General features: G+C 54.3%; 12 protein-coding genes. 10 read left to right on the top strand and 2 right to left on the bottom strand.

Features of this window, described 5'->3' with window-relative positions; genetic code table 11:
• Positions 1-147: 147 nt before the first annotated feature.
• The 10 genes from ribF (at position 148) to folA (ending at position 13,890) form a co-directional block, all read left to right on the top strand.
• Positions 148-1,086 carry a bifunctional riboflavin kinase/FAD synthetase gene (gene ribF, locus AC6I8K_RS03190; RefSeq protein ID WP_483816783.1) on the top strand — a complete coding sequence of 313 codons (939 nt, stop codon included), beginning with the start codon at positions 148-150 and terminating at the stop codon, positions 1,084-1,086.
• A 27-nt stretch (positions 1,087-1,113) separates the two neighbouring features.
• Positions 1,114-3,933, top strand: a complete 2,820-nt coding sequence (ileS, locus tag AC6I8K_RS03195) for an isoleucine--tRNA ligase (protein ID WP_497826222.1) — start codon at positions 1,114-1,116, stop codon at positions 3,931-3,933.
• Positions 3,933-4,439: a signal peptidase II gene (lspA, locus tag AC6I8K_RS03200; RefSeq protein WP_064737616.1), complete on the top strand. Its 507-nt coding sequence runs from the start codon at positions 3,933-3,935 to the stop codon at positions 4,437-4,439. Before ileS ends, lspA begins: the two co-directional genes overlap by 1 nt.
• A 3-nt stretch (positions 4,440-4,442) precedes the next feature.
• Positions 4,443-4,913, top strand: a complete 471-nt coding sequence (gene fkpB, locus AC6I8K_RS03205; protein WP_064737615.1) for an FKBP-type peptidyl-prolyl cis-trans isomerase — start codon at positions 4,443-4,445, stop codon at positions 4,911-4,913.
• On the top strand, positions 4,894-5,847 hold the full coding sequence (gene ispH / locus AC6I8K_RS03210; RefSeq protein ID WP_064737614.1) for a 4-hydroxy-3-methylbut-2-enyl diphosphate reductase: 954 nt from the start codon (positions 4,894-4,896) through the stop codon (positions 5,845-5,847). Before fkpB ends, ispH begins: the two co-directional genes overlap by 20 nt.
• A 222-nt stretch (positions 5,848-6,069) precedes the next feature.
• Entirely contained in the window at positions 6,070-6,885 is an 816-nt protein-coding gene (gene dapB, locus AC6I8K_RS03215; RefSeq protein ID WP_497826223.1) for a 4-hydroxy-tetrahydrodipicolinate reductase, read from the top strand.
• A gap of 469 nt (positions 6,886-7,354) precedes the next feature.
• The gene (gene carA, locus AC6I8K_RS03220) at positions 7,355-8,503 is read left to right on the top strand and encodes a glutamine-hydrolyzing carbamoyl-phosphate synthase small subunit (protein WP_483816786.1); all 1,149 of its coding nucleotides are present in this window, start codon (positions 7,355-7,357) and stop codon (positions 8,501-8,503) included.
• A 13-nt stretch (positions 8,504-8,516) separates the two neighbouring features.
• Positions 8,517-11,741 carry a carbamoyl-phosphate synthase large subunit gene (gene carB / locus AC6I8K_RS03225; RefSeq protein WP_483816787.1) on the top strand — a complete coding sequence of 1,075 codons (3,225 nt, stop codon included), beginning with the start codon at positions 8,517-8,519 and terminating at the stop codon, positions 11,739-11,741.
• Between the two features lie 239 nt (positions 11,742-11,980).
• Positions 11,981-13,123: a porin gene (locus tag AC6I8K_RS03230; RefSeq protein ID WP_064737610.1), complete on the top strand. Its 1,143-nt coding sequence runs from the start codon at positions 11,981-11,983 to the stop codon at positions 13,121-13,123.
• A gap of 284 nt (positions 13,124-13,407) precedes the next feature.
• Positions 13,408-13,890, top strand: a complete 483-nt coding sequence (gene folA, locus AC6I8K_RS03235; protein ID WP_064737609.1) for a type 3 dihydrofolate reductase — start codon at positions 13,408-13,410, stop codon at positions 13,888-13,890.
• A 70-nt stretch (positions 13,891-13,960) separates the two neighbouring features.
• Here folA and apaH read toward each other — a convergent pair whose 3' ends face one another.
• Together apaH and apaG are read right to left on the bottom strand one after the other, a co-directional pair.
• Positions 13,961-14,830 (bottom strand): bis(5'-nucleosyl)-tetraphosphatase (symmetrical) ApaH, encoded by an 870-nt coding sequence (gene apaH / locus AC6I8K_RS03240; protein WP_497826224.1) that lies wholly within the window; start codon positions 14,828-14,830, stop codon positions 13,961-13,963.
• A gap of 49 nt (positions 14,831-14,879) precedes the next feature.
• Positions 14,880-15,257 (bottom strand): Co2+/Mg2+ efflux facilitator ApaG/CorD, encoded by a 378-nt coding sequence (apaG, locus tag AC6I8K_RS03245; protein WP_064737607.1) that lies wholly within the window; start codon positions 15,255-15,257, stop codon positions 14,880-14,882.

The following is a 15,257-nucleotide window of genomic DNA, read 5'->3' on the forward strand; positions in this document are numbered from 1 at the left end:
TTTCGCAGCAAAAATCTTCAGATCCTTGCTAAGCAACTGGCCACGCGTGGAATAACCCGCTCCAGAAGCAGGAAAGGCACGTATACGGGTTAACCTAAACGCCATTCAAGGGTATAATCCGCCGATTTCCACCGGTTTGAGTCAGCCATGAAGTTTATCCGCGGTATTTATAATCTGAAAGAGCAGCATCGCGGCTGCGTCCTAACCATTGGCAATTTCGACGGCGTACATCGCGGCCACCAGGCTTTGATGTCGCAACTCATTGCCGAAGGACGTTCTCGCAATCTGCCGGTGGTGGTAATGGTATTTGAGCCACAACCACTTGAGTTATTTGCCGGTGATAAAGCACCGGCGCGCCTTACGCGTTTACGTGAAAAGCTGAAGTATCTCGAACAAGTCGGCGTCGATACCGTTTTGTGCGTACGATTTGAACGACGCCTCGCTGCGCATTCGGCGCAGAGTTTTATTTCTGAATTGCTGGTGGACAAGCTGAACGTCAAGTTCCTTGCCGTCGGCGATGATTTCCGCTTCGGCGCTGGTCGCCAGGGGGATTTCCTGTTATTACAGAAAGCCGGTGCGGAGTATGGCTTTGAGGTCATCAGCACCCAGACATATTGTGATAGCGGCAAGCGCATCAGCAGCACGGCCGTACGTCAGGCGCTGGCGCAGGATGATTTTGCGCAAGCTGAAGCACTGCTGGGCCATCCGTTCAGCATCTCAGGTCGCGTAGTGCATGGCGATGCACTCGGGCGAACCATCGGTTTTCCAACGGCTAATATCCCTTTACGTCGCACCGTTACGCCGGTTAAAGGCGTGTTTGCGGTGGAAGTGTCAGGCCTCGGCGATCAGCCGCTGCCCGGCGTGGCCAATATTGGTACGCGCCCAACGGTAAAAGGTTTACGTCAGCAGCTTGAAGTTCATCTGCTCGACACACATATGAATCTCTATGGGCGTCACATTGAAGTGGTGCTGAAACAGAAGATTCGCGATGAACAGCGTTTCGCTTCGCTGGACGCGCTGAAAGAACAAATTGCGAAAGATGTGGTGACGGCCCGCCAATTCTTTGGGCTAAAAACACCGGTTTAATGACCGAAATACGGAATCGAGAATCTGATGAGTGACTATAAATCTACCCTGAATTTGCCGGAAACGGGGTTCCCGATGCGTGGCGATCTGGCCAAGCGTGAACCGGGAATGCTGCAACGTTGGTATGATGACAACCTGTACGGCATCATCCGCGAAGCCAAAAAAGGGAAAAAAACCTTTATTTTGCATGATGGCCCTCCGTATGCGAACGGCAGCATTCATATTGGTCACTCCGTTAACAAGATTCTGAAAGACATTATCGTTAAGTCGAAAGGCATGGCGGGCTATGACTCGCCATACGTTCCAGGTTGGGACTGCCACGGCTTGCCGATTGAGCACAAAGTTGAGCAGATGATTGGTAAGCCGGGCGAGAAAGTGAGCGCGGCTGAATTCCGTGCGGCTTGCCGTCAATATGCGGCAGAGCAGGTTGAAGGTCAGAAAAATGACTTTATCCGTCTCGGCGTGCTGGGTGACTGGGATCGTCCTTATCTGACGATGAATTTCCAGACCGAAGCCAACATCATCCGCGCGCTGGGTAAAATCATCGGCAATGGTCATTTGCATAAAGGCGCTAAGCCGGTGCACTGGTGCATGGATTGTCGCTCGGCATTGGCTGAAGCAGAAGTTGAGTATTACGACAAAACCTCGCCCTCCATCGACGTCATGTTTAATGCGCTGGATGCTGATGCTGTGCGCGCGAAGTTCGGCGTCACCGCGTCAGAAGGCCCGGTTTCACTGGTTATCTGGACCACCACACCGTGGACCATGCCGGCAAACCGCGGTATCTCACTGCATCCGGAATTTGAATACCAGTTGCTACAGATTGAAGGCCGCAGCCTGATCCTCGCTAAAGAGATGGTCGAGAGCGTGATGAAGCGCGCCGGCATCAGCGAGTGGAACGTGCTGGGCGAATGCAACGGTGCGGCGCTAGAGCTGCAGCTGTTCCAGCATCCGTTCCTTGAGCAGGTTCACTCCAAAGTGGTTCTGGGTGAGCACGTTACTCTGGAAGCCGGTACCGGTGCCGTACATACCGCGCCAGGTCACGGCCCGGATGACTATGTAATCGGGCAGAAATACGGCCTGGAAACCGCCAATCCGGTGGGCCCAGATGGCGCGTATCTGCCAGGCACATATCCAACGCTGGATGGTGTGAACGTTTTTAAAGCCAACGACATGATCGTTGAGTTGCTGAAAGAGAAGGGCGCGTTGCTGCACGTTGAGAAGCTGCTGCATAGCTACCCACACTGCTGGCGTCACAAAACGCCGATCATCTTCCGTGCCACGCCGCAATGGTTCATCAGCATGGATCAGAAAGGTCTGCGTGCGCAGTCGCTGAAAGAGATCAAAGGCGTGCAGTGGATCCCGGATTGGGGCCAGGCGCGTATCGAAGCGATGGTGGCCAACCGTCCGGATTGGTGTATCTCACGTCAGCGTACGTGGGGCGTGCCGATGTCGCTTTTCGTGCATAAAGAGAGCGAGCAACTGCACCCGGATACGCTGGAGCTGATGGAGAAAGTGGCCAAACTGGTTGAGCAGGACGGCATTCAGGCGTGGTGGGATCTCGATCCGCGCGATCTGATGGGCGACGATGCTGACCAGTACGTCAAAGTGCCAGACACCTTAGACGTCTGGTTCGACTCTGGATCAACCAGCTACGCGGTAGTGGATGCGCGTCCGGAATTCGGTGGTCATACGCCGGATATGTATCTGGAAGGTTCGGATCAGCATCGCGGCTGGTTTATGTCTTCTCTGATGATCTCTACCGCGATGAAAGGCAAAGCGCCTTATCGTCAGGTACTGACGCACGGTTTCACCGTTGATGGTCAGGGCCGCAAGATGTCGAAATCGATCGGCAACACCGTGGCACCGCAAGATGTCATGGATAAGCTGGGCGCGGACATTCTGCGTCTATGGGTCGCTTCTACCGATTACTCCGGTGAGATGGCGGTCTCCGATGAAATCCTTAAGCGTGCCGCGGACAGCTATCGTCGCATCCGTAACACCGCGCGTTTCCTGCTGGCTAACCTCGCGGGCTTCAACCCGGCGACCGATAGCGTGAAGCCGGAAGAGATGGTGGTAGTGGATCGCTGGGCGGTTGGCCGTGCGCTGGCAGCGCAGCAGGATATCGTGCACTCCTACGAAAACTACGATTTCCACGAAGTGGTGCAGCGTCTGATGCACTTCTGCTCCATCGAAATGGGCTCGTTCTATCTCGATGTGATCAAAGATCGTCAGTACACCGCGAAAGGCGACAGTCTGGCGCGTCGCAGCTGCCAAACTGCGCTGTGGCATATCGTTGAAGCGCTGGTGCGCTGGATGGCGCCAATCATGTCCTTCACCGCAGACGAGATCTGGGGCTATCTGCCGGGCGAGCGCGCGAAATACGTGTTCACCGAAGAGTGGTATCAAGATTTGTTTGGTCTGGCGGATAACGAAGCGCTAAACGACGCCTACTGGGATGATCTGCTGAAAGTCCGCGGCGAAGTGAACAAGGTGATTGAGCAAGCGCGTAGTGACAAACGCATTGGTGGCGCGCTGGAAGCTACGGTTACGCTGTATGCGGATGCCGAGCTGGCAGCCAAGCTGCAGGCGCTGGGCGATGAGTTGCGTTTCGTCCTGTTAACTTCAGGTGCAACCGTGGCGGATTACGCCACTGCCAATGATGAAGCGCAGCAGAGCGAGTTGTTTAAAGGTCTGAAAATCGCGCTGCACAAAGCAGAAGGTGAGAAATGTCCGCGCTGCTGGCATTACACTACTGACGTTGGTCAGAACCCGGAGCACGCTGCGGTGTGTGGTCGTTGCTACACCAACGTCGCCGGCAATGGCGAACAGCGGAAATTTGCCTAATGAGTAAAGCGCTCTCTTCAACCGGTTTGCGTTGGCTTTGGCTGGTGCTGGTAGTGATCGCCATCGATTTTGGCAGCAAGATGTGGGTCATGGATAACATGATGCTACATGAAACGCAGCCGCTGATGCCGTTCCTGAATCTGTTTTACGCGCACAACTACGGCGCAGCGTTCAGCTTCCTGGCGGACAAAGGCGGCTGGCAGCGATGGTTCTTTGCCGGCATTGCCATTGCCATCGTTGTGGCGCTGTTGGTGATGATGTATCGCAACGCTGCCAGCAACAAATTAACCAATATTGCCTACGCGCTGATTATCGGCGGGGCGTTGGGTAACCTGTTTGACCGTTCGTATCACGGCTTTGTGGTCGATTTTATCGACTTCTATGTCGGCGACTGGCACTTCGCGACCTTTAACATTGCCGACTGCGCCATCTGCATCGGTGCGGCGCTGGTGGTACTGGAAGGTTTTCTCAGCCCGAACGGCAAACCGGCTAAACAGAAAGGGTAACTGATGACAGACTTAGTTCAGCGCGATAGCGCGTTGCTGGTGCATTTTACGCTGAAGCTGGAGGATGGCTCGACGGCCGAATCCACGCGCGCCAACGGCAAACCTGCGCTGTTCCGTCTGGGTGATGGCAGCCTGTCGGGCGCGCTGGAACAGCAACTGATCGGGCGTAAAGTGGGCGATAAGCACGCGTTTACGCTGGAGCCGGAAGATGCGTTTGGCGGCACCAGCCCGGATCTGGTTCAGTACTTCTCGCGCCGTGACTTTAACGATGCGGGCGAGCCGGAAGTCGGTGCCATTATGCTGTTCAGCGGACGGGGTGGCAGCGAAATGCCTGGCGTGATTCGTGAGGTTTCCGGCGACTCGATTACCGTGGATTTCAACCATCCGCTGGCGGGTCAGCGCATTCAGTTTGACATTGAAGTGCTGGAGATTGATCCGGTGCTGGAGGCCAACGATGCAAATCCTGTTAGCTAATCCACGCGGTTTTTGCGCAGGCGTTGATCGCGCCATCAGCATCGTGGAACGCGCGCTGGAGATGTACGGCGCGCCTATCTACGTGCGTCATGAAGTGGTGCATAACCGCTACGTGGTAAGCAGCCTGCGCGAGCGCGGCGCGATCTTTATTGAAGAGATCGCAGAAGTGCCGGATAACGCCATTCTGATCTTTTCCGCTCATGGCGTATCGCAAGCGGTGCGCGCTGAAGCGAAAGCACGTAACCTCACTATGCTGTTTGATGCCACCTGTCCGCTGGTAACCAAAGTGCATATGGAAGTGGCGCGCGCCAGCCGTAAAGGCGTTGAAGCGATTCTTATTGGTCACGCAGGGCATCCCGAGGTGGAAGGCACCATGGGCCAGTACAGCAATCCTAACGGCGGCATGTATCTGGTCGAGTCACCGGAAGATGTGTTCAAGCTGAACGTGAAAGATGAGAGCAACCTGTGCTTTATGACACAGACCACGCTTTCCGTCGATGATACCTCGGACGTGATTGATGCGTTGCGTCAGCGCTTCCCGGCAATTATCGGTCCACGTAAAGATGATATCTGCTACGCCACCACCAACCGTCAGGAAGCGGTACGCGTTTTGGCGCGTGATGCTGAAGTGGTGCTGGTCGTAGGATCGAAAAACTCCTCTAACTCGAACCGTTTGGCCGAACTGGCGCAGCGTGCCGGTAAGCTGGCGAAGCTGATTGATTCTGCCGATGACATCCAGGAAGAGTGGGTCAAAGATAAGCAGGTCATCGGTGTCACCGCAGGCGCTTCGGCTCCTGATATTCTGGTGCAGCAGGTGATTCAGCGTCTGCGTGAGCTTGGTGGTGAAGCGGCGATTGAGCTGATTGGCCGCGAAGAGAACATCGTGTTTGAAGTACCGAAAGAACTGCGTGTCGACGTGCGTAACGTGCAATAAGCGGTTCGCCGCGCAGTAAAATCAGGCCGACATTGTTCGGCCTTTTCTTTGCCTGTCGCTGCAGAAAATCCTACTTCCAGCATGCGGGATTGCTTTTACTGATAATGTTTCGCGGCTGGCATAAAATTCTTATTATCCCTTTATTATTGTGGCGTGACTGTTATCTGACCGTTAACCTGTTTACGCTTTACATGCATAGATTTGTATCAGGAATGAATAATTATGAGTGAAATCCGCATTGCTATCGTTGGTGCGCCGGGTCGCATGGGACGCAATTTGATTCAGGCTGTACAACAGGCGGAAGGGGTTGCGCTCGGCGCGGCACTGGCGCGTAGCGGTTCGTCGTTGCTGGGCGTTGATGCTGGCGAATTGGCGGGCATCGGTAAAACGGGCGTAATTGTCACTGACGATCTGCACACGGTAGTTAACGACTTTGATGTCCTGATCGATTTTACTCGTCCGGAAGGCACGCTGGACTATCTGGCGTTTTGCCGCCAGCACAATAAAGCGATGGTGATCGGTACCACCGGGTTTGATGAAGCGGGCAAAGCAGCAATTCGCGCGGCAGCGAAAGAGATTGGTATCGTATTTGCCGCTAACTTCAGCGTGGGCGTCAATCTGGTGCTGAACCTGCTACAGCAGGCGGCAAAGGTGATGGGCGACTACGCGGATATTGAAATTGTCGAAGCGCACCATCGCCATAAGGTGGATGCACCCTCAGGAACCGCGTTGGCGATGGGGGAAGCAATTGCCGATGCCATGAACTGGAATCTGGATGAGCACGCGGTGTATGCCCGCGAAGGTCATACCGGTGAGCGTAAAGCGCAAACCATCGGATTTGCTACCGTGCGTGCTGGCGATATCGTGGGTGAACATACTGCCATGTTTGCAGATATTGGTGAGCGTGTCGAGATTACCCACAAGGCTTCCAGCCGCATGACCTTTGCAAATGGTGCAGTTAAAGCGGCAAGTTGGTTAAAGAACAAGAAATCTGGCCTTTATGATATGCGTGATGTGCTGGATTTATCGGTGTTGTGAGTGTTGTGAACCATCGTGATGTGGTTATTTCAATCGGTAAGACCTTGATTGACGAGGGCAATGGAATCATTGCCCTTAATTTTATCTAAAAATAAGCATCTTGTTTGTTTTCGTTGTTTAAGCTTCTATTTGTAGTTATTATCTTGTGGTTGTGATGCTTTATGTGGCTAATTTTGACCATTTGGTCAAAAATTTATGCGTGCTAGCACCACTTTGCCATTATCGCCGTAAGGCAATCGATTATTTTTCCGAGTTATCTCACTCTTTTATCGCCTTTCACCGTTTTTAACATTCAGTTGCCCGAAATATACAAAAAAATAACCACATGGTGTAGACAAGGTGCGGGGCGATCATTAGAATGCGCGCAATTTGCCAAAATTCGAGTACTCAGGCGGGTTTTGCATTGATTCTGGCACTGCTTTTGAATTAATATGCAAATATTGTGACTGTTTATTCCCTGGAGGATGTTTTGATTAAGTCAGCGCTCTTGGTTCTGGAAGACGGAACCCAATTCCACGGTCGGGCCATCGGGGCTACGGGGTCGGCAGTGGGAGAAGTTGTTTTCAACACTTCAATGACCGGTTATCAAGAAATCCTCACTGATCCTTCCTATTCCCGCCAAATCGTTACCCTCACTTATCCCCATATCGGCAATGTTGGCGTTAACGCCGCCGATGAAGAATCCAGCCAAATCCATGCTCAAGGCCTCGTTATTCGCGATCTGCCGCTGATTACCAGCAACTTCCGCAGTGAAGAAAGTCTGTCAGCTTATCTGCAGCGCAATAACATCGTTGGCATCGCCGATATCGACACGCGCAAACTGACCCGTTTGCTGCGCGAGAAGGGCGCACAGAGTGGCTGCATTATTGCGGGTGATAATCCGGATGCCGCACTGGCGCTGCAGAAAGCGCAGGCGTTCCCTGGCTTGAAAGGCATGGATCTGGCGAAAGAAGTGACCACCGCTGAAACCTACGCGTGGCAGCAAGGTAGCTGGACACTGGAAGGTGACCTGCCGGAGCAGAAAACGGCGGAAGAGCTGCCGTTCCATGTAGTGGCTTACGATTACGGCGCTAAGCGCAACATCCTGCGCATGCTGGTAGATCGCGGCTGCCGCCTGACGGTAGTACCGGCGCAAACGCCGGCGGAAGACGTTCTGGCCCTCAATCCAGACGGTATTTTTCTGTCGAACGGTCCTGGCGACCCAGAGCCGTGCGATTACGCCATCAACGCCATTCAGGCGTTCCTGAAAACCGATGTCCCGGTATTCGGTATCTGCCTTGGCCATCAGCTGTTAGCGCTGGCGAGCGGTGCCAAAACCATCAAGATGAAACTTGGCCATCACGGCGGCAACCATCCGGTAAAAGATCTCGACAACAATACCGTGATGATCACCGCGCAAAACCACGGTTTTGCGGTTGATGATAGCCAGTTGCCAGCCAATCTGCGCGTGACGCATGTGTCGCTGTTCGACCAAACCGTACAGGGCATTCATCGCACGGACAAACCGGCCTTCAGCTTCCAGGGACACCCGGAAGCGAGCCCAGGCCCGCACGATGCGGCACCACTGTTCGATCACTTTATCGAACTGATCGAAGCATACCGTTCTAACGCGAAGTAATCAGGAGCCATTGATGCCAAAACGTACAGACATAAAATCCATCCTGATTCTTGGTGCTGGCCCGATCGTTATCGGCCAGGCATGTGAATTTGACTACTCCGGTGCGCAGGCGTGTAAAGCGCTGCGTGAAGAGGGCTACCGCGTCGTTCTGGTGAACTCGAACCCGGCCACCATTATGACCGACCCGGAAATGGCCGATGCGACTTACATCGAGCCGATTCACTGGGAAGTGGTCCGCAAGATTATCGAAAAAGAGCGCCCGGATGCGGTACTGCCCACCATGGGCGGCCAGACAGCGCTGAACTGTGCGCTGGAGCTGGAGCGTCAGGGCGTGCTGGCTGAGTTCGGCGTGACCATGATTGGTGCGACTGCCGATGCGATTGATAAAGCTGAAGATCGTCGCCGTTTCGATGTGGCGATGAAAAGTATTGGTCTGGGTACTGCCCGTTCCGGTATCGCGCACACCATGGAAGAAGCGCTGGCGGTGGCCGAAGACGTTGGCTTCCCGTGCATCATCCGTCCTTCCTTTACCATGGGCGGCACCGGCGGCGGCATCGCCTATAACCGCGAAGAGTTCGAAGAGATTTGCGAACGCGGTCTGGACCTGTCGCCGACCAATGAGCTGCTGATTGACGAGTCGCTGATTGGCTGGAAAGAGTACGAGATGGAAGTGGTGCGTGATAAAAACGACAACTGCATCATCGTCTGCTCAATCGAAAACTTCGATGCGATGGGCATCCACACCGGTGACTCTATCACTGTCGCCCCTGCACAAACCCTGACGGATAAAGAGTACCAAATCATGCGTAACGCCTCGCTGGCGGTACTGCGTGAAATCGGGGTAGAAACCGGCGGCTCTAACGTGCAGTTCTCGGTGAACCCGAAAGATGGCCGCATGATTGTCATCGAGATGAACCCGCGCGTTTCGCGTTCGTCAGCGCTGGCCTCGAAAGCCACCGGTTTCCCGATTGCCAAAGTGGCGGCAAAACTGGCGGTGGGCTTCACCCTCGATGAGCTGATGAACGATATCACCGGCGGCTTAACGCCGGCATCGTTCGAGCCATCAATCGACTATGTCGTGACCAAGATCCCTCGCTTCAACTTCGAGAAGTTTGCCGGTGCCAACGACCGCCTGACAACGCAGATGAAATCCGTCGGTGAAGTGATGGCGATTGGCCGGACATTCCAGGAATCGATGCAGAAAGCGCTGCGCGGTCTGGAAGTGGGTGCCAACGGTTTCGACCCGAAAGTCAGCCTTGACGATCCCGAAGCATTGACGCGCATTCGCCGTGAACTGAAAGATGCCGGTTCCGACCGTATCTGGTACATCGCCGATGCGTTCCGCGCCGGCATGTCGGTGGATGGCGTGTTCAATCTCACCAACATTGACCGCTGGTTCCTGGTACAGATTGAAGAGCTGGTGCGTCTGGAAGAGCAGGTTGAGCGCGAAGGTGTGAATTCGCTGAATGCGGAATTCCTGCGGGCGCTGAAGCGTAAAGGCTTTGCCGACCTGCGTCTGGCTACATTGGCGGGCGTATCAGAAGGCGAAATCCGTAAGCTGCGCCAGCAATTTAACCTGCATCCGGTCTATAAGCGCGTTGATACCTGTGCCGCCGAATTTGCAACCGACACCGCATATATGTACTCAACCTACGAGGAAGAGTGCGAAGCTAATCCAAATCAGGATCGTGAAAAAATCATGATTCTGGGTGGCGGTCCAAACCGTATCGGCCAGGGCATTGAGTTCGATTACTGCTGCGTGCACGCAGCGCTGGCGCTGCGTGAAGACGGTTACGAGACCATCATGGTCAACTGTAATCCGGAAACCGTATCAACCGATTACGACACCTCGGATCGTCTGTACTTCGAGCCTGTCACGCTGGAAGACGTGCTGGAAATCGTGCGTATCGAGCAGCCGAAAGGCGTCATCGTGCAGTACGGCGGCCAGACGCCACTGAAACTGGCGCGCGCGCTGGAAGCGGCAGGCGTTCCGGTGATTGGTACCAGCCCGGACTCCATTGACCGCGCGGAAGACCGTGAGCGTTTCCAGCAGGCGGTTGATCGTCTGAGCCTGAAGCAACCGGCTAACGCCACGGTTGCCACGCTGGAGCAGGCAGTTGAGAAAGCGGCCGGTATCGGCTATCCGCTGGTGGTGCGTCCTTCTTATGTGCTGGGCGGCCGTGCGATGGAAATCGTTTACGACGAAATCGACCTGAAGCGCTATTTCCAGACGGCGGTGTCGGTCTCTAACGATGCGCCCGTGTTGCTGGACCGCTTCCTCGATGATGCGGTAGAAGTCGATGTTGATGCGATTTGCGACGGCGAACGTGTACTGATTGGTGGCATCATGGAGCACATCGAGCAGGCGGGCGTGCACTCCGGTGACTCCGCATGTTCACTGCCGGCCTACACGCTGAGCACTGAAATCCAAAACGTGATGCGTCAGCAGGTGGAAAAACTGGCCTTTGAGCTGAACGTGCGTGGCTTGATGAACGTGCAATTCGCGGTGAAGGACAATGAGGTTTACCTGATTGAGGTTAACCCGCGTGCCGCGCGTACCGTGCCGTTCGTGTCGAAAGCCACTGGCGTCGCGCTGGCGAAAGTTGCTGCGCGCGTGATGGCAGGTAAAACGCTGGCTGAGCAGGGCGTCACCAAAGAAGTGATTCCACCGTATTACTCGGTGAAAGAAGTGGTGCTGCCGTTCAACAAGTTCCCAGGCGTTGACCCGATTCTCGGCCCGGAAATGCGCTCTACCGGTGAAGTGATGGGCGTTGGACGCACCTTCGCTGAAGCCTTCGCCAAGGCGATGCTGGGCGCACAGAGCAACATGAAGAAAACCGGTCGCGCGCTGCTGTCCGTGCGTGAAGGCGATAAGAAACGCATCGTCGACCTGGCGGCGAAACTGCAGAAGTTTGGTTTCGAGCTGGATGCGACACACGGTACCGCCGTGGTGCTGGGTGAAGCGGGGATTAATCCACGTCTGGTGAACAAAGTGCATGAAGGTCGTCCGCACATTCAGGATCGTCTGAAGAATGGCGAATATACCTACATCGTTAATACCACCGCAGGACGTCAGGCGATTGAAGACTCCAAACTGATTCGCCGCAGTGCGCTGCAGTACAAAGTGCATTACGACACTACGCTGAACGGCGGCTTCGCGACGGCGATGGCGTTGAATGCGGATCCGACTGAGCAAGTGATTTCGGTGCAGGAAATGCACGCGCAAATTAAAGGCTGATTCCCAGCTGGCTACACATCAACGGCTCCTGCGGGGGCCGTTTTTTTTGCTGTTTTCCCGCTACCTGAATATCGTTATCTGTAAAAATCCTGTTGATTTGACATATGTTTTATCAGTTGATGCGAAAAAGCTTACACATCGGAATATCCGCACAAAATTATAAATAAGAACCCAGTCAGCGCACCGTACTATTTTGCTCGCTCACCAATAGAGCGCTCACCTTAACTGGGATATAAAAAATGCAAATGCGTGCTTTCACTCTCAGCGCTATTGCTGCGTTACTCGCAGCGGCGCCACTCGCCAGCCAGGCGGAAATTACTTTACTCAAGCAGGATCCACAAGCGGGCGATCCGCTCAGCCGTCTCGACTTCAAAGTGGGCGGCAGTATTCGTCCACAGTTCCAGCATCAGAATGGTGTGAACGACCAATCCTATAAACGTAATGGCTATGACGGCGGTTCACGCTTCCGCTTCACCGCGAATTACTACCTGTTTGATGATGTAAGCTGGGTGGGTTACTACGAGCTGGGCGTTAACTTCCCGGCATGGTGGGGTTGGGACCATCATCATGCGGATGGGGCGAATAACACATCGCGTCGCCAACTTTATACCGGCTTCAAGAGCGCCACGTTAGGTGAACTCTACTTTGGCCAGCAGAACAGTGTTTACTACGATGTTGTTGGCGCGAAAACTGATATCTGGGATTACGACATGCTGGCCCAGGCGCCGGGTAACGGTATCAATGGCGACTACGACGGCTCGTACCGTTCGCGTAAAATGCTGAAGTATAAAAACACCTTCGGCGATGCGGATGTGTATGCGTCTTACCTGTTTGAAGATAACGAATATCTGCCAGGCAACGGTTTGCGCTACAAACGTAAAGGCGGCGGTTCGCTGGGTGTTAACTACCACATCACCAAAGACCTCGCATGGGGTACCGCGTGGAATTACACGCGCGCAGACATCCGCAATCCAGGTAATGGTGACAGCAAGCGCTACGACCAGAATATCTACGGTACCGCATTGAGCTGGACGCCAGATAACTGGACACTATCAGCCGGTGCAGGCTGGTATGAGAACTTCTCCCCAACCAAACGCAATACCGTGAACAACTACTTCGCGGATGACGCGTGGGGCATTGAATACTTTGCTGGCTACAAATTCCCAATTGGTCAGTATGCGGTGAAATCTATCCAGCCTTACTTCATGGGTGACCGTCTGGAATTCGTTAACGGACGTGACTACAAACGTATCGATAACGGCGTCGGCGTGAGCGCGCAGCTGGATTACGGCTTCCGTGTTGATTACGAATATGTCATTACCTCCAGCACCGACAAGTCACTGGGTAATGTGAATCTGGTACGTCTGCGCTACGATTTCTAAATCGTCTCAACGGCTCCTGCAGGAGCCGTTTTCTTTTGTGGCATAGAGTGCGCATTTCTTTACACAGCCATACCGAGAATGCGACGTTTCGCGTGGCGTTGTGCCGCTTCGCCGGCAATTTATGGCGCCTCTCCCCGCTATTAGCGGGAAAGTCGGTGTAAAACTCTGTCCAATAACAAAAGTGCGGTGGCATCGGAGCTTTACGCAAATAGCGGGGTCGGCCTATCGACGAAAGTTTCGCCTTTACGTATGATGGCGCCAATTTTTCCAGTAGGTCTTTTAACATGATTAGTCTGATCGCGGCACTGGCAGCGGATCGCATTATTGGTATGGAAAACGCCATGCCTTGGAACCTGCCAGCAGATTTGGCGTGGTTCAAACGTAATACTTTGAATAAACCTGTGATTATGGGTCGTCTGACCTTTGAATCGATTGGCCGTCCGCTTCCTGGACGCTTGAACATCGTGGTCAGCAGCCAACCGGGCAACCACGAAGGCGTCACCTGGGTAACATCGCTGGAAGAAGCGGTGAAAGCGGCGGGTGATGTCGAAGAGATGATGGTAATTGGTGGTGGGCGCGTTTATGAGCAGATGCTGGCGCGCGCAGATCGTCTCTATCTGACCCATATCGATGCGGAAGTAGAAGGGGATACGCAGTTCCCGGATTACGAACCGGATGAGTGGCAGTCTACCTTTAGCGAGTTCCACGACGCCGATGAGCAGAACTCCCACAGCTACTGCTTCGAGGTTCTTGACCGCCGTAAATAACATCGCACGCAACTGTAGCAGCGCGATTTATTGTGCAAAAAAGCCCCGCTGATATTGCGGGGTTTTTATTTTATGGCGTATCACTCAACGGTGGATGCGCGCTGACCGCGCTGTCGGCCATCGCCTGATCGCGATTGGAGGCCTGCACATAATACTGTTTGGTTTCCCAATGCAGCAGAGTCAGGGTCCCGCCCCAGCAGCAGCCGGTATCCAGACCAATCACATGTTCTGGCGTGCCTTTCCCTTCCAGTGAAGCCCAATGCCCAAAGATCTGCGTGTAATCGCTGCCGATCTTGCTCGGCACGCTAAACCATGGCTTAAGCGGTGGCGGGGCAGATTCAGGCGACTCTTTGCAGATCATATCCAGCTGGCCGTTCGGGAAGCAGAAGCGCATGCGCGTCAGCGCATTGGTGCTAAAGCGTAATCGTGCAAGGCCACTCAGCTCCGGTGTCCAATTGTTCGGCATGTCACCGTACATGGCGTCAAGAAACAGCGGATAGCTGTCGCTGGATAACACCGCTTCAACTTCACGCGCACACAGTTGCGCCGTCTCCAGATCCCACTGCGGCGTGATGCCAGCGTGCGCCATTAATAACTTTTTCTCTTCATCCACCTGCAACAGCGGCTGACGACGTAACCAGTTAATCAGTTCATCGGCATCATCGGCTTCCAGCAGGGGCGTCAGGCGATCTTTTGGTTTATTGCGGCTGATACCGGCAAACACCGCCAGCAAATGCAAATCGTGATTGCCGAGCACCAGGCGCACGCAATCACCGAGCGATTTCACGTAGCGCAGTACGTCGAGCGAGCCGGGGCCGCGCGCCACCAAATCGCCGGTGAGCCACAAGGTGTCTTGCTGCGGATCGAAATCAACCTGCGCCAACAGCGCACGAAGCTCGTCATAACAGCCATGAATATCGCCAATCAGGTATGTACTCATTGTCAGTCCGATTAAAACGCGCCGCCCGGACAGGCCGGGCGGAGGAGGATTAGTGAATGTGGGTTTGCACCGCGAGTCGGAACACCGGAATCTCGACGTGGAACTCTTCGCCCGCATCATCGATCATCACGTAGTGACCTTGCATGGTGCCCATTGGCGTCTCCAGAATGGCGCCGCTGGTGTACTGATACTCGCCGCCGGCAGCAATGTGCGGCTGTTCGCCTACCACACCTTCACCTTGCACTTCCGTTTCGCGACCGTTGCCATTAGTGATCAGCCAATAGCGGCTGCGCAGCTGTACGTTGCGGCGCCCCAAATTACGAATGGTGATGGTGTAGGCAAACACGTAGCGATCCTCGTCGGGCAAGGATTGCGATTCCACATACTGACTATGCACATGGATACAGACGCGGGCCAGTTCACTCAT

It is taken from the genome of Pantoea sp. X-Soil-ISGK-421, from assembly GCF_059730785.1.